Below are 15,421 nucleotides of genomic sequence, written 5' to 3'. Positions count from 1 at the left end.
GATGCTAGGCAGCCGCGCGGGCGCGGCACGGTGGGCACGCGCGCGCGTGGGGCTCGAAAACCTCGAAAAGGGGACGAACGGGCTGCGGAAAGGGGGCGGTCAGGCCGGAAGAACGGGACGCTCAGGCGGGTCGGACCACGCTGTGGATGATCGATTCGCCGGCGTAGTAGATCGACTCCTCGCGGACGTACGCGCCGGGCTTGGGGGCGTGGATCATCATGCCGTTGCCTATGTAGATGCCGACGTGGCTGATGTCGTCGTAGAAGAAGATCAGGTCGCCGGGCTTCGCGTCGGCGAGGGAGACCGTGGTTCCCACGTCGACCTGGTCGTAGGTGGTGCGCGGGAGCGTGACGCCGGCGGCCTTCCAGGCGGCCTGGGTGAGGCCGGAGCAGTCGTACGATCCGGGTCCGGTGGCGCCCCACACGTACGGCTTTCCGATCTGGGCGCGCGCGAAGGAGATCGCCTTCTCGGCCTTGGTGGCGTACGTCCCGGAGGACGTCGACGAGCCGCCGGACGCGGACGAGCCGCCCGACGACGAACCGCTGTCCTGCTGGGCCTGCGCCTCTGCCGCCTGCTGCTTCGCCAGCTCCGCGGCCTTCCGCGCGGCCTCCTCCTGCTTCTGCCGCTCGATCGCCGCAAGCCGGGCCTTCTCCTCGGCCGTCAGCTGGGACAGCAGTGTGCGCGCGGAGGCGAGCTTCTTCTGGACGGTGGCCTTGGCGGTCTGCAGTTCGTTCTGCGACTCGGACAGCGTCTGGAGGCTCTTGGCGGCCTCCTGCCGCTTCTTCATGGTCGCGGCCTGCTCGGTGACGTAGTCGTCGACGGCGCTCTTCTGCCGCGAGGTCAGCCGGTTCATCAGCTGGCTCTCGTCGAAGTAGTCCTGGGGACTGTCCGCGAGCAGGAAGGTGGCGGTGTCGGGTGTGCCGGCCCCGGTGCGGTACTGGGCGGCGGCGAACGAGCCCAGCTCCTCGCGGGCCTTGTTCAGCCGCGCGGTCCGCCGGGCGACCTCCTCGCGCAGGGAGTCGATGTGGTTGCGCTGCTTGCCGGTCTGCTCCTTGGCGGCGTTGTACTTCTCGGTCGCCGACTCCGCCTGGCGGTAGAGGTCGTCGACCTTCTTCTCGACCTCCTCCAGGCTCGGCTTCCCATCGGCCGGGGGAGCGGCGTCGGCCGTCTGGGACAGCACGGCCACGGAGGTGAGGGCGGCGGTGGCGAGGACGGGGGTGCGGAGACCTGCTCCACGTGTGCCCGCGGGGCGCGGCTTGCGGTGCGACGCCAAGGGAGGCGACTCCTTCCATGTGCCGCCTACCGGGTTAGCTGTCGGGTTCGGGCGGTCGGAAGGTTTGCCCTACGGCTCTCGTCCCGGGCGGGACGTGTGCCGATTCACCCCAAGGTTCGGTGGGTCCCCGGCTCCGGGCGCCGTGCAGGGGCGCGCCGGACTCGGCGGAGGCCGCGCGGCTCGGCGACGTTCGCCGGAAGGGGGCGTGCGGCCCGACCGGCAACCTAGCCAACTGGTGTGACTCGTGTGAAGGTTGGTGCACTATATGTCCGATACATTTTCGTGACCTGGGGGTGGGACCGCTCCCGTGTCACGGGGTGATTCCGCTGCGTGAGGGGCTGTTGGCGTCCGGGCCGCGCACGTCCGCCCCTCCCGGAAACCGGCCATGGTTTCCGGGACGGCGACCGGTTGTCGGTGCGGCACCCTAGACTCGGAGAGCGATGAGCAGCCTCTTTGACGACAGCTTCCTGGCGGACCTCCAGACCCCTCGCGGGCACGAGGAGGAGCCCCCGCCGCCGCCCGAGGACGATCACGCTCCGGAGCCGCTTCCGGACGATCTGTTCGGCGGGAAGTTCGACGCGCCGCCGGACCGGGACGCGTACTACCGCGACGGCGCCCCGCGCCCGGCGCTCGACGCGGCCGCGCTCCTGGAGGGGCTGAACGACAACCAGCGCGCCGCGGTCGCCCACGCCGGCTCCCCACTGCTCATCGTCGCCGGCGCCGGCTCCGGCAAGACCCGCGTGCTCACCCACCGCATCGCCCACCTGCTCGCCGAGCGGCATGTGCACCCGGGCCAGATCCTCGCGATCACCTTCACCAACAAGGCCGCGGGCGAGATGAAGGAGCGCGTCGAGCAGCTCGTCGGCCCGCGCGCGAACGCGATGTGGGTCATGACCTTCCACAGCGCGTGCGTACGGATCCTGCGCCGCGAGTCGAAGAGGCTCGGCTTCACATCGAGCTTCTCCATCTACGACGCCGCCGACAGCAAGCGCCTGATGGCCCTGGTCTGCCGCGACCTGGACCTCGACCCCAAGCGCTTCCCGCCCAAGTCCTTCAGCGCCAAGATCAGCAACCTCAAGAACGAGCTGATCGACGAGGAGGACTTCGCCGCCCAGGCCACCGACGGCTTCGAGAAGACCCTCGCCCAGGCCTACGCGCTCTACCAGTCGCGGCTGCGCGAGGCCAACGCGCTCGACTTCGACGACCTGATCATGACGACGGTCAACCTGCTGCGCGCCTTCCCGGACGTCGCCGAGCACTACCGCCGCCGCTTCCGGCACGTCCTGGTCGACGAGTACCAGGACACCAACCACGCCCAGTACGCCCTGGTGCGCGAGCTGGTCGGCACCGGCGCACGCGCCGACGAATCCGACGTACCGCCCGGCGAGGCCGACCTCCCGCCCGCCGAACTGTGCGTCGTGGGTGACGCGGACCAGTCGATCTACGCCTTCCGCGGCGCGACCATCCGCAACATCCTCCAGTTCGAGGAGGACTACCCGAACGCGACGACGATCCTGCTGGAGCAGAACTACCGCTCCACGCAGACGATCCTGTCCGCCGCCAACGCGGTCATCGAGCGCAACGAGTCCCGCCGCCCGAAGAACCTGTGGACCAACGCCGGTCAGGGCGCCCGGATCACCGGCTACGTCGCCGACACCGAGCACGACGAGGCCCAGTTCGTCGCCGACGAGATAGACCGCCTCACCGACGCGGGCGAGGCGAAGGCCGGGGACGTCGCCGTCTTCTACCGCACCAACGCGCAGTCCCGTGTCTTCGAAGAGGTCTTCATCCGCGTCGGCCTGCCCTACAAGGTCGTCGGCGGCGTCCGCTTCTACGAGCGCAAGGAGGTCAGGGACGTCCTGGCCTACCTGCGTGTCCTCGCCAACCCCGAGGACTCGGTGCCGCTGCGCCGCATCCTCAACGTCCCCAAGCGGGGCATCGGCGAGCGCGCCGAGGCGATGATCGACGCGCTCTCCCAGCGCGAGAAGATCAGCTTCCCGCAGGCGCTGAAGCGCGTGGACGAGGCATACGGCATGGCCGCGCGGTCGACGAACGCCGTCAAGCGGTTCAACGTGCTGATGGAGGACCTCCGCACGATCGTCGAGTCCGGCGCCGGACCGGCCACGGTCCTGGAGGCCATACTCGAACGCACCGGGTACCTGGCCGAGTTGCAGGCCTCGACCGACCCGCAGGACGAGACCCGCATCGAGAACCTCCAGGAACTCGCGGCCGTGGCCCTGGAGTTCGAGCAGGAACGCGCCGAAGGCGAGGCCGGCACACTCGCCGACTTCCTGGAGCAGGTCGCGCTGGTCGCCGACTCCGACCAGATCCCCGACGAGGACGAGGCAGGCTCCGGCGTCATCACTCTGATGACCCTGCACACCGCCAAGGGCCTGGAGTTCCCGGTCGTGTTCCTGACCGGAATGGAGGACGGCGTCTTCCCGCACATGCGCGCCCTCGGCCAGGCCAAGGAGCTGGAGGAGGAGCGGCGCCTGGCGTACGTCGGCATCACACGCGCGCGGGAGCGGCTCTACCTCACGCGGTCGTCGCTGCGCAGCGCCTGGGGCCAGCCGTCGTACAACCCGCCCTCCCGCTTCCTGGAGGAGATCCCGGCCGCCCATGTGGAGTGGAAGCGGAAGGGGGCTGCCGCGCCGGTGTCCTCCGGGCCGGCCTCCGGGATCGCGGCCTCGCTCTCCTCGTCCCGCTCCCGCTCGTCGGCGGCGGGTGCGTCCGGGTTCGCCACCCGGCGGGCCTCCGAGAAGCCGGTGGCATCCCTGGCCGTCGGCGACCGGGTCACCCACGACCAGTTCGGGCTCGGCACGGTCGTCGCGGTGTCGGGCGTGGAGGACAAGGCCCAGGCGACGATCGACTTCGGGGACGGGAAGCCGAAGCGGCTGCTGCTGCGGTACGCGCCGGTGGAGAAGCTGTAGCCGGACGAACGAAGCCCCGCCGATCCGGCGGGGCTCATTTCGTGGGGCTCAGGTCGGGTCCAGTCCGTGGCTGCGCAACCACGGCAGCGGGTCTATGGCCGCGCCGCCCGCCGGCCGTACCTCGAAGTGCAGGTGCGGGCCGGTGGAGTTGCCCGAGTTGCCGGAGTAGGCGATCGGCTGGCCGGCCTTGACGGCCGTACCGGAGGCGACGCGGTAGCTGGAGAGGTGGCAGTACCAGGTCTCCGTGCCGTCCTTCGCCGTCACGATCATCATGTTGCCGTAGGCGCTGTTCCACTTGGTGGAGACGACGCCGTCGGTGGCGGCCATCACCGTGGTGCCGTAGGAGACCGGGAAGTCGATGCCCGTGTGCACGGACATCCAGTTCACACCGGCCTGGCCGAAGTAGGCGCTGAGCCCCCGCTGCATGACCGGCAGCGCGAACTTGGGACGCAGCCGCTCCTTGAGCGCTGCCTCCGCGGCGGCCTTCTTCTGCTGCAACTCCTGCTGCGCCTTGAGGTCGATGCGCTCCTGCGTCCGGCTGGCCCGGTCGGCGAAGTCGTCGGCGCCGGCGGAGAGGGTCCGCAGCTGGGAGTCCAGCTTGCTGTTGGCGACGGACGGCTTCACCGCGTGCGCGTCCGAGGCGGAGGCGGTGGTGTCCTTGCCGCCGTCGCTCAGGCCGCCGACGGAGGCGGCGGCGATCCCCGCGACCCCCATCACACAGGCCGAGGGCACGGCGACGGTCAGCAGCGCGGAGCGCTTGGGGGGCGTACGGCGCCGGGAACGCGCCGCACTGCGGGAGCCCGCGCGGGGCGCCGGGACCGGGGCGGCCTCTTCCTGGTCGTCGAGCAGGGACGGTACGGCGGGCAGCTCGCCCGTGGCGCCCAACTCGCCGTTCACGTCGGGTGTTTCGGTGAAATCGCCGATTTCACCGTGCTCGCCCGGTTCGCCGTAGGGGGTGTCCTCGTACGACAGCTGCTCGAAGGCGCCGGTCGCCTGCACGTCGCCGACCTGCTCGAACGTGGCCGTGGCCTGCTGGTCGAACGGTTCGGCAAGCTGCTCGTGCGGCACGGCCGCGCCGTCGGAGTTCCACTGTGTGGCGTCGTACGCGCCCGTGTCGAACGCCTGGGTGCCCCACTCCCACTGCTGGGTGGGGTCGGCGCCGGCGGACTGGTCGGGCTGGAGCCAGGCGCTCGCGTCCCACTGGCCGCTGATGTCGTTCCCGGTGGGCTGCGCGGGGACCGACCAGGCGGTGGTGTCGTACACGCCCGAGTCGTAGGCGGCGTGGTGCTGGGCCGCGTACGGGTCCTGGTTCAGGGGCTGGTGGGTGCCGGTCTGCCACTGCGTGGTGTCGTACGCGCCGGTGTGCTGCTCGTTGCCCGGGAGGCTGCCGAAGAGCGGGTCGGTGGCGAAGGCTCCGGTGCCGGTGGTGCCGCCCGCAAAACCGGTGGCGTCGTAGCCGCCGTAGGTGGTGAGGTCGTCGTACTGGGCTTCCTGGGCCCCGTAGTGCGCGTAGTGCGCGGCGGAGGCGTCGGAAGCCGGGGCCGGGGTGGTCATGATCCCCGACGGGTGACGGTCGTTCACCAACTTCTCTTTCGCCTCGACAACAGGGGCTGCCAGAGCAGTGCGGCGACTGTACCCGGCGGTACGCGGGCGCGACAATCTTCAGCTGGTTTCGCGTTGGCCGGAAACGGGCAATCGGCCGTGTTTTGGCGGACGACGGACACGAGTTTGGCCTTGTGTTCGAAGAGTGTTCGATGTCAGGTGACCGTGCGTCACCTGTGGACCGGCTGTCGGGCCGCCGTCAGGCCACTGTCAGGCCGTCGCTGAGCGGTTCCTCGGGGAGGGTGTTGTCGAGGGCCTCGCGTATCCCGGCCGCCACCGCGGGGTGCACCGGCAGTGCCAGATGCCCGATCCCGGTCACCCGGACGTTCAGGGCGTCCAGGTCGGGGTGGTCGATGCAGGCCGTCTCCGGCGGATCCATCACGGAGTCGAGGTCGCTCCAGAAGCTGACGAACCGCGTCCGGCAGCCCGGCGCGGGCCGGGTCAGCTCCTCGATCACCTCGGAGCCGGGCCGCATCTGCCGCACGATCGGATGGGCGCTGGCCAGCGGTACGGCCCTGGTGCCGGAGTGCGGGGTGCCCAGGGTGACCAGCGTGCGCACCCGCAGGTCGCCGCCCAGGCGCTGGACGTAATAGCGGGCGATCAGCCCGCCGAGGCTGTGCCCCACGATGTCGACCTGGCCGCTCCCGGTGCGCTCACAGATCTCCTCGATGTGCCGCCCCAGCAGCTCGGCCGCAATGCGTATGTCGCAGGTCAACGGAGAGTAGTTGAGCGATTCGACGCGCTGCCTGCCGTTCCGGGCGAGGTTGCGGCGCAGCAGGACGAAGACCGAGCGGTTGTCGATGAAGCCGTGCAACAGGACGACCGGCGGTCCGGGCCGGCCGGGCAGCCGGGTGGCGCCGTCCTGGGCGGGGAGTGCGGGGGAGCGGTGCTCCTGGGTGAGGCCGGTCGGATACAGCAGCAGGTGACCGGCCAGGATCGCGGCCTCGAGCGCGGTCGCCTTGAGGAGAGTCACGGACAGCTCGGCCAGATCGACCAGTCTGCCGGGCCACAGGCGCCGGCAGAGCGGGAGGAAGAGTGGCAGTACCCCGGTGACCTTCATGGGCCGACCTCCTGTCGGCGCACGGGGAGGCGGCTCGATCCCCCGTGCGCCCTCATGTCCCACCGTGTGATTTCCCCCTCGCTCCGCACCGTAAAACCGCCGGTTGCGGGATGCTGGAGATAACGTTCGTTCACTTCCCGACGGGTGGCGGAACGTGCCAGATATGCGGTACTTGTCGGTACGGACGGAAGCGGTCGCTTCCGCGGTCGCTTGATGGAGGCAGTGATGGGTGTGGCAGCCGGTCCGATCCGCGTGGTGGTCGCCAAGCCGGGGCTCGACGGCCACGATCGCGGTGCCAAGGTCATCGCGCGGGCGCTGCGCGATGCCGGTATGGAGGTCATCTACACCGGCCTTCACCAGACGCCGGAACAGATCGTCGACACCGCCATCCAGGAGGACGCCGACGCGATCGGCCTGTCCATCCTCTCGGGCGCCCACAACACCCTCTTCGCCGCCGTCATCGACCTCCTCAAGGAGCGCGACGCCGAGGACATCCTCGTCTTCGGCGGCGGCATCATCCCGGAGGAGGACATTCCGCCGCTGAAGGAGAAGGGCGTCGCGGCCATCTTCACGCCGGGCGCGACCACCACGGCGATCGTGGAGTGGGTACGGGAGAACGCGGGTCAGCCGGCTGCCTCCGGGGGCTGAGTCCCCACGCCGGACGGGCTGGTCCCGCTCAACTCCGTGGCCATCGCCGTCCGCAACCGCAACGTGCTCACCAGGCGCTGGAACGCCTCCGCCCAGTAGCCCCCGGCCCCGGGCGACGCGTCCTCGCGCTCGTCCGGTATCGCCAGCAGGCCGTCCAGGCGGGCCGCCTCGGCCGGGTCCAGGCAGCGCTCGGCCAGGCCCATCACCCCGCTGAAGCTCCAGGGGTAACTGCCCGCGTCCCGGGCGATGTTGAGGGCATCGACCACGGCCCGGCCGAGCGGGGCGGCCCAGGGGATCCCGCACACCCCGAGCAGCTGGAACGCCTCCGACAGGCCGTGGGTCGCGATGAATCCCGCCACCCACTCGGCCCGTTCCCCATCCTCCAGCGCGGCCAGCAGCTTCGCCCGCTCCGCGAGCGACACCGCCCCGGGCCCGCCGGCCTCCGGCGCCGAGGGGGTGCCGAGCAGCGCCCTCGACCACGCGGCGTCCCGCTGCCGCACCGCCGCCCGGCACCAGGCCGCGTGCAGTTCGCCCTGCCAGCCATCGGCCACCGGCAGCGCCACGATCTGCTCCGGGGTACGTCCGCCCAGCCGCCCCGGCCACGTGCCGAGCGGTGCCGCCTCCACCAACTGGCCCAGCCACCAGGACCGTTCGCCTCTGCCCGCGGGAGGTCTGGCCGCCACCCCGTCCCGCTCCATGCCCCGGTCGCACTCCGGGGGCGCCTCCACGACGATCGTGGGCGAGTCCCCCGTGCGGTCGACGGCCACGCAGGCCGTGGCCCGCACCGCCATCCGCGCGGCGAGCGCCGAGCCCGGCAGCGCGGACAGCAGCTCCGCCGCCGTCGCCCGGACGTTGCGGCTGCGGTCGCCCAGGGCCTGCTCCAGGAACGGCTCGTCCTCGGCGGACAGGCCCGTGCGCAGCGCGTCGAGGAACATCAGCCGGTCCTCGGCCCGTTCCGTCGCCCAGGTCGCGGTCAGCAGCTCCCGGGCGGGGGCCGGCGTACGGGCGCGCAGGGCGGACAGCAGGGCGACCCGCTCGGCGAACAGGCCCTCCTGCCAGAGCCGTTGCACCGCCTCGCCGTCCTCGGAGTCGGGCAGCGCCGCTCCGCCGCCCGGTGCCGAGCGCAGGGCGAACCGCCAGTCCGAGTTGAGCCGGGCCAGCCACAGCGCCCGCGGCCCCGCGAACTCCAGCGCCGCCGGCCGCAGGTCCGTACGGCCCCGGGCGGCGTCCAGCAGCGCGGGCAGCGCCTGCGGGGGCGCCGCGTACCCGTGGGCGTTGGCCGCCGCGAGCCACTGCGGGAGCAGCTCCATGAGGTCCGGTGAGCTGCCCCGCCGGCCACCGCTTCCCCCGCCGGAACGGTCGGCCAGCAGCAGCGCCAGCCTGCGCGCGGCGGCGGCGGGCAGCGCCGGACGCGTGTCCTCGGGAGCGGGTTCCGGCCGCCGTGCGGCCGACGCGGGCCGCAGCCCCGCCCGCCGTCGCAGGGTGACCACGGCGGCGGCGTCCAGCAGGGCCACGGGTGCTTCCCGCCCGGGCACGGCCGCCGCCGGGGGGCGCCGGTCGGTGCCGAGGAGGGCGCTGGTGACGAGGTCTTCCCAGGAGGGTGGGGCCGGGGCCAGGGCCTGGCCGGTCGGCTCGGTCGAGGATCCGTTCATCACGTTCCCTTCTCTTCGTGTCCCCCGGTGGTCGGGCCGCTCAGCACAGCGTCACCGGGGCGCCCGGGCCCTCGGGCCATGCCGTCAGCGGGGTGAAACCGCGGTGGCCGCACTCGCCGAAGACCTTGACGGGGGCGCCGCCGGAGAGGGCGACCAGGCGCCACAGGCCCGGGCGGGAGCGGGCGGACGGGGTGAGCGGGAGTGCCGAGTCCGCTTCGGCGTCGGCCAGTTGCCAGGCGCCCGGTTCCGAGTCCGGCGTCGGTATGACGCGGTCCAGCGTGACCGGGACCGAGTCCAGCCAGGGGTCCTCGCGCAGGGCGTCGCCGTAGCGGGCCGCCGCCTGGGCCGTGGTCACGCCCGGCGGGCGCAGTGCGGCGGGTGCGGGCGGGGCGTGCTGCTCGCCCAGGGCCGCTCGTACCTGGCCGGCCCCGGGGAACACGGACAGCTCGGCCTCCAGTGCCAGGCCGACCGGCAGTGACAGCTCCGGTGCCCGGCCGGCCGCGCCGTAGGAGAGGAGCAGCCGGGTGTGGCCCGACTCGGCGCCGTGCAGCCAGATCCGGCGCGTCGTCAGTTTCGGGTCGACCGTGTCGTACTGGGCGAGGACCAGCCAGCGGTCGCGCACCGGCGGACCGTCCGCCGCGGCGGGCAGGCCGAGCCGGGAGCGGACCGTGGCCGCGAGGGTGTCCGGCAGCCGGTCACGGCGCAGCCAGCCCTGGTCGAGGAGGTGCAGCAGGGCGCACTCCTCCAGCAGGCGGGCCGGCCAGCCCGGGCCGGAGGCGGGTATCGCCCCCAACTCCCGTACCCGAGCCGCCAGTCCGGGGGCCTGTGCGTCGACCATGCGGGCCGCTGTCTCGTCCCACAGCCCGTACCCCGCCTGTTCGGCCGAGGCCAGGCCGCCGCGCAGCAGGTCCGCGAGGCGCTGCTCCAGCTCCGTCGCGCCCGCCGTGACCCGCTCGGCCCGGCGCTCCGCCCGGCGCCGCGCCGCCTCCGGATCAGCGGAGCCGGGTGCGGAACTCCCGCCGCCCTCCACCCGTTTGCTCTCCGCACGCTCGCGTCTGCCCGAGAGCCACTGCTCGGCCCACTCCGGCGGCTCGGCCACGGCAGGCACCGAGCCGTCCCCCTCCGCCCACAGCAGCAGCAGTCCGAGCGCGTGCTTGCACGGAAACTTCCGGCTCGGGCAACTGCACTTGTACGCGGGCCCGGACGCGTCCGCGAGGTCCACCACCGTCTGGTACGGCCTGCTGCCACTGCCCTTGCACAGCCCCCACACCGTCCCCTCTCCGCTGCCCGACTCGGACCATGGCCCGGCCGTGCCCAGCTTGCTTCCCGCTTTGCGTGACGCGGCGTCAGGCGCCAGTGCCAGCACCTGCTCCGCGGTCCAGCGCACCCCCTGCTCAGTCATGCCACCGACGGTAGATCCCACCACTGACAATCGGCCCTGCGAGCGCATTTGTGCAGGTCAGAGCGATTGTCAGTGGCGTGGTGCACGGTGGATGCCAGACCGAACCGGCCGAGCTGGAGGGGGCCTCAGCCATGACTGTGTCCGTGGAACCGACGTCCGTCGAAGCGAGCGGGAGCAAGGATCCGCAGGCGTTGCGACCGCACGCCGAGCACGCCTTCGCCGCCGAACTGACCGCGCTGGCCGCCCAGGACGACCGCCCGCGCCCGGCCCGCTGGAAACTGTCGCCGTGGGCGGTGGCGACCTATCTGCTCGGCGGCACCCTGCCGGACGGCACGGTGATCACACCGAAGTACGTGGGCCCGCGCCGTATCGTCGAGGTCGCCGTCACCACCCTCGCCACCGACCGCGCCCTGCTGCTGCTCGGCGTGCCCGGCACGGCCAAGACCTGGGTGTCGGAGCACCTGGCGGCCGCCGTCAGCGGCGACTCGACGCTGCTGGTGCAGGGCACGGCCGGCACGCCGGAGGAGGCGATCCGCTACGGCTGGAACTACGCGCAGCTACTCGCGCACGGCCCCAGCCGCGACGCCCTCGTGCCCAGCCCCGTCATGCGGGCCATGTCCGAGGGCATGACGGCCCGGGTGGAGGAGCTGACCCGCATCCCGGCCGACGTGCAGGACACGCTGATCACGATCCTGTCCGAGAAAACCCTGCCGATACCGGAGCTGGGCCAGGAGGTGCAGGCGGTCCGCGGCTTCAACCTCATCGCCACCGCCAACGACCGCGACCGCGGCGTCAACGACCTCTCCAGCGCGCTGCGCCGCCGCTTCAACACCGTGGTGCTGCCGCTGCCGGAGAGCGCCGACGCCGAGGTCGACATCGTCTCGCGCCGCGTCGAGCAGATCGGCCGCTCTCTCGACCTGCCCGCCGTGCCCGACGGCGTCGAGGAGATCCACCGGGTCGTGACGGTCTTCCGCGAACTGCGCGACGGGATCACCGCCGACGGCCGGACGAAGCTGAAGTCGCCGAGCGGCACGCTGTCCACCGCCGAGGCGATCTCCGTCGTCACCAACGGCCTCGCTCTGGCAGCCCACTTCGGTGACGGCGTGCTGCGCCCGGGCGACGTCGCCGCCGGCATCCTCGGTGCCGTCGTCCGCGACCCGGCGGCCGACCGTGTCATCTGGCAGGAGTACCTGGAGACGGTCGTCCGCGAGCGTGACGGCTGGAAGGACTTCTACCGGGCCTGCCGGGAGGTGAGCGTATGAGCGACGACACCACATGGGGCAAGGTCCATGCCTCAGGGCCCCTGCTGCTCGGCGTGCGGCACCACGGGCCCGGCTCCGCGCGCGCGGTGCGCGCCGCCCTGGAGGCCGCCCGGCCCGGCGTCGTACTGATCGAGGGGCCGCCCGAGGCCGACGCGCTGATCCCGCTCGCCGCCGACCCGGACATGCGGCCCCCGGTCGCCCTGCTCGGCCACGCCGTGGACGAGCCCGGCCGCTCGGCGTTCTGGCCGCTGGCCGAGTTCAGCCCCGAGTGGGTGGCGGTCCGCTGGGCCCTCGAACAGGGCGTCCCGGCCCGCTTCATCGACCTGCCCGCCACACACACGCTGGCGTGGGACACCGAGCCGGAAGCGCCGTCCGACGAGGACGGCGAGGACGGCGCGGACGACGTGGACGCCCCGGACACCGAGGGCGAGCCGGGCGCTGTGCGGGACCTGCGCGTCGACCCCCTCGCCGTGCTCGCCGAGACCGCCGGGTACGACGATCCCGAGCGCTGGTGGGAGGACGTCGTCGAGCACCGTGGCCCGGGGCGGCGGGACCCGTTCGCGCCGTTCGCCGCGCTGGAGGAGGCCATGACGGCGCTGCGGGAGCGGTACGGCGTCGGCGGCCGGCCCCGCGACCTGGTGCGGGAGGCCCACATGAGGCTCCAGGTGCGGGCCGCCCGCAAGGAGTTCGGGGACGCGGTGGCCGTGGTGTGCGGGGCGTGGCACGTGCCCGCACTGCGGGAGAAGGCCGCCGTCACGGCGGACCGGGCGCTGCTGAAGGGGCTGCCCAAGGTCAAGGCGGACCTCACCTGGGTGCCGTGGACGCACCGCAGGCTGGCCCGGTCGAGCGGGTACGGCGCCGGGATCGACTCGCCGGGCTGGTACGGGCATCTGTTCCGGGCGCCGGACCGGCCGGTCGAGCGGTGGCTGACCAAGGTGGCGGGGCTGCTGCGCGAGGAGGACCGGATCGTCTCCTCCGCGCACGTCATCGAGGCGGTGCGGCTCGCCGAGACCCTCGCGGCCATGCGCGGCCGTCCGCTGCCCGGTCTGAGCGAGACCACCGACGCCGTGCGCGCGGTGATGTGCGACGGCTCGGACGTGCCGCTGGCGCTGGTGCACGACCGGCTGGTGGTCGGGGACGTGCTGGGGGAGGTGCCGGAGGCGGCGCCCGCGGTGCCGTTGCAGCGCGACCTGGCCCGGGAGCAGCGCCGGTTGCGGCTCAAACCGGAGGCGCTGGAGCGCGAGCTGGAACTGGACCTGCGCAAGGAGACCGACGCCGGCCGCAGCAGGCTGCTGCACCGGTTGCGGCTGCTCGGCGTCGGCTGGGGCGAGCCGGCCGTGTCGCGGGGGAGTACGGGCACCTTCCGGGAGACCTGGCGGCTGCGCTGGGAGCCGGAGTTGTCGGTGCGGGTCGCCGAGGCGGGCGTGTGGGGGACGACCGTGCTCGCCGCGGCCACGGCCAGGGCCGAGGCGGACGCGACCGGGGCGAGTGCCCTCGCCGACGTCACCGCGCTCGCCGAACAGTGCCTGCTCGCCGGGCTGCCGGACGCGCTGCCCCTGGTGATGCGGGTGCTCGCCGACCGGGCGGCCCTCGACACGGACGTCGGCCACCTCGCCCAGGCGCTGCCCGCGCTGGTCCGCTCCCTGCGCTACGGCGATGTGCGCGGCACCGACACCGGCGCGCTGGCCGGTGTCGCGGCGGGCCTCGCCGAGCGGGTCTTCGTCGGCCTCCCGCCGGCCTGCGCCGCCCTGGACGCGGACGCGGCGGAGGAGATGCGCGGCCATGTCGACGCCGTGCACGGTGCCGTGGGACTCCTGGCGGAGACCCTGACCGGCACGCCGGACACCGGCCAGGGGGACCTGCGCGGCCGCTGGCGCTCCGTGCTGCGGACCCTGGCCCTGCGGGACACCGTGCCCGGCGCCATACGGGGGCGTGCCGTACGGCTGCTGCTGGACGACGGCGAGCTGGGGCCCGAGGAGGCGGCCCGGCTGATGGGGCTGGTGCTCTCGCCGGGGACACCGCCCGCCGACGCGGCCGCCTGGATCGAAGGCTTTGTCAGCGGCGGGGGCGGCATGCTGCTGGTGCACGACGAGCGGCTGCTCGGGCTGGTCGACACCTGGCTGACCGGGGTGCCCGCGGAGGCCTTCACGGACGTACTGCCGCTGCTGCGGCGCACGTTCTCGGCGTACGAGCCGGGCGTGCGCAGAACCCTCGGCGAACTGGTGCGGCGCGGGCCCGGAAAGAACGCCGGCCCGACGACCCCGGCGGCCGGGCTGCCCGGCTTCGCCGCAGAACCGGACACCGAGCGCGCCGACGCCGTGCTGCCGGTGGTGCGGCTGCTGCTCGGCCTGGACGAGGTGCGGGAGCACGGGGCGACTCACGACAACAGCCTTGGGGGGGTGGGCACATGACGACCGAGACGACACCTGCCGAGACCGGCGACGCCGCGCACGAGCGGCTGCGGCGCTGGCGGCTGGTGCTCGGCGGTGACCAGGCCGACGGCACCGGATGCGCCCTGTCCGGCCGGGACGCGGCGATGGACGGAACACTCACCGCGCTGTACGGCAAGGGGGACAGACCGCAGACCGGGCGGGACCGTTCGGCGGGGCTCGGTGCCTCGGCGCCGTCCGTGGCGCGCTGGCTCGGGGACATCCGCACCTACTTCCCGTCCTCCGTCGTCCAGGTCATGCAGCGCGACGCCATCGACCGGCTCGGGCTGGCCGCGCTGCTGCTGGAGCCGGAGATGCTGGAGGCGGTGGAGGCCGACGTGCACCTGGTCGGCACGCTGCTCTCGCTCAACAAGGCGATGCCGGAGACGACGAAGGAGACGGCGCGGGCGGTCGTGCGCAAGGTGGTCGAGGACCTGGAGAAGCGGCTCGCCACCCGCACCCGGGCCACCCTCACCGGCGCCCTGGACCGCAGCGCGCGCATCAGCCGGCCGCGCCACCACGACATCGACTGGAACCGCACCATCGCGGCCAACCTCAAGCACTACCTGCCCGAATACCGCACGATCGTGCCGGAGCGGCTCATCGGGTACGGGCGGGCCGCGCAGTCCGTGAAGAAGGAGGTCATCCTCTGCATCGACCAGTCCGGGTCGATGGCGGCGTCCGTGGTCTACGCGTCCGTCTTCGGGGCGGTGCTCGCCTCCATGCGGTCGATCAGCACCCGGCTGGTCGTCTTCGACACGGCGGTCGTGGACCTCACCGACCAGCTCGACGACCCGGTCGACGTCCTCTTCGGCACCCAGCTCGGCGGCGGCACGGACATCAACCGGGCGCTGGCCTACTGCCAGTCGCAGATCACCCGGCCCGCCGAGACGGTGGTCGTGCTGATCAGCGACCTCTACGAGGGCGGCATCCGCAACGAGATGCTCAAGCGGGTCGCGGCCATGAAGGCGTCCGGGGTGCAGTTCGTGGCCCTGCTCGCGCTGTCGGACGAGGGGGCGCCCGCCTACGACCGTGAGCACGCGGCCGCGCTCGGGGCGCTCGGCGCACCGGCCTTCGCCTGCACGCCCGACCTGTTCCCGGAGGTGATGGCGGCGGCGATCGAGAAGCGCCCGCTGCCCATACCGGACACCGCGTGACGCCGG

General features: G+C 72.9%; 10 protein-coding genes and 1 riboswitch. Of the genes, 5 read left to right on the top strand and 5 right to left on the bottom strand.

Annotated features, from left to right (window positions below):
• Positions 1-121 precede the first annotated feature (121 nt).
• Positions 122-1,273, bottom strand: coding sequence for a C40 family peptidase (locus CRP49_RS08520; RefSeq protein WP_097252860.1), 1,152 nt, complete (start codon positions 1,271-1,273; stop codon positions 122-124).
• 8 nt (positions 1,274-1,281) lie between these two features.
• A riboswitch (cyclic di-AMP (ydaO/yuaA leader) is annotated at positions 1,282-1,450 on the bottom strand.
• A 263-nt stretch (positions 1,451-1,713) separates the two neighbouring features.
• On the opposite strand from CRP49_RS08520, the gene pcrA reads away from it, so the two are divergent.
• Entirely contained in the window at positions 1,714-4,203 is a 2,490-nt protein-coding gene (pcrA, locus tag CRP49_RS08515) for a DNA helicase PcrA (protein WP_097252859.1), read from the top strand.
• 48 nt (positions 4,204-4,251) lie between these two features.
• On the opposite strand, the gene CRP49_RS08510 is transcribed toward pcrA, so the two are convergent.
• Complete coding sequence (locus CRP49_RS08510; protein ID WP_097252858.1) at positions 4,252-5,784, bottom strand: M23 family metallopeptidase; 1,533 nt, start codon at positions 5,782-5,784, stop codon at positions 4,252-4,254.
• A gap of 220 nt (positions 5,785-6,004) precedes the next feature.
• Entirely contained in the window at positions 6,005-6,865 is an 861-nt protein-coding gene (locus tag CRP49_RS08505; protein ID WP_097252857.1) for a triacylglycerol lipase, read from the bottom strand.
• Between the two features lie 225 nt (positions 6,866-7,090).
• Between CRP49_RS08505 and CRP49_RS08500 the strand changes: the two genes are divergently transcribed.
• Positions 7,091-7,513, top strand: coding sequence for a cobalamin B12-binding domain-containing protein (locus CRP49_RS08500; RefSeq protein ID WP_097252856.1), 423 nt, complete (start codon positions 7,091-7,093; stop codon positions 7,511-7,513).
• Here the strand turns inward: CRP49_RS08500 and CRP49_RS08495 are convergent.
• A complete protein-coding gene (locus tag CRP49_RS08495; protein WP_097252855.1) occupies positions 7,489-9,165 on the bottom strand; it encodes a DUF5691 domain-containing protein in 1,677 nt (558 codons plus the stop codon). The two genes, CRP49_RS08500 and CRP49_RS08495, sit on opposite strands and share 25 nt — an antisense overlap.
• Positions 9,166-9,205: 40 nt before the next feature.
• Entirely contained in the window at positions 9,206-10,567 is a 1,362-nt protein-coding gene (locus CRP49_RS08490) for an SWIM zinc finger domain-containing protein (protein WP_097252854.1), read from the bottom strand.
• Positions 10,568-10,698: 131 nt separating this feature from the next.
• Here CRP49_RS08490 and CRP49_RS08485 point away from each other — a divergent pair, with 131 nt between their 5' ends.
• The 3 genes from CRP49_RS08485 to CRP49_RS08475 are packed head-to-tail and all read left to right on the top strand — an operon-like array spanning position 10,699 to position 15,415.
• Complete coding sequence (locus CRP49_RS08485; RefSeq protein WP_097252853.1) at positions 10,699-11,829, top strand: AAA family ATPase; 1,131 nt, start codon at positions 10,699-10,701, stop codon at positions 11,827-11,829.
• Positions 11,826-14,240, top strand: coding sequence for a DUF5682 family protein (locus CRP49_RS08480; protein WP_097252852.1), 2,415 nt, complete (start codon positions 11,826-11,828; stop codon positions 14,238-14,240). Before CRP49_RS08485 ends, CRP49_RS08480 begins: the two co-directional genes overlap by 4 nt.
• Positions 14,237-15,415: a VWA domain-containing protein gene (locus CRP49_RS08475; protein ID WP_097252851.1), complete on the top strand. Its 1,179-nt coding sequence runs from the start codon at positions 14,237-14,239 to the stop codon at positions 15,413-15,415. Before CRP49_RS08480 ends, CRP49_RS08475 begins: the two co-directional genes overlap by 4 nt.
• The last annotated feature ends 6 nt before the right edge of the window (positions 15,416-15,421 follow it).

Source organism: Streptomyces sp. Ag109_G2-15 (assembly GCF_900215565.1).
Taxonomy (GTDB): domain Bacteria; phylum Actinomycetota; class Actinomycetes; order Streptomycetales; family Streptomycetaceae; genus Streptomyces; species Streptomyces diastatochromogenes.
Note: the sequence above shows the minus strand (reverse complement) of the source record. Positions and strands in the feature narration are given on the sequence as shown.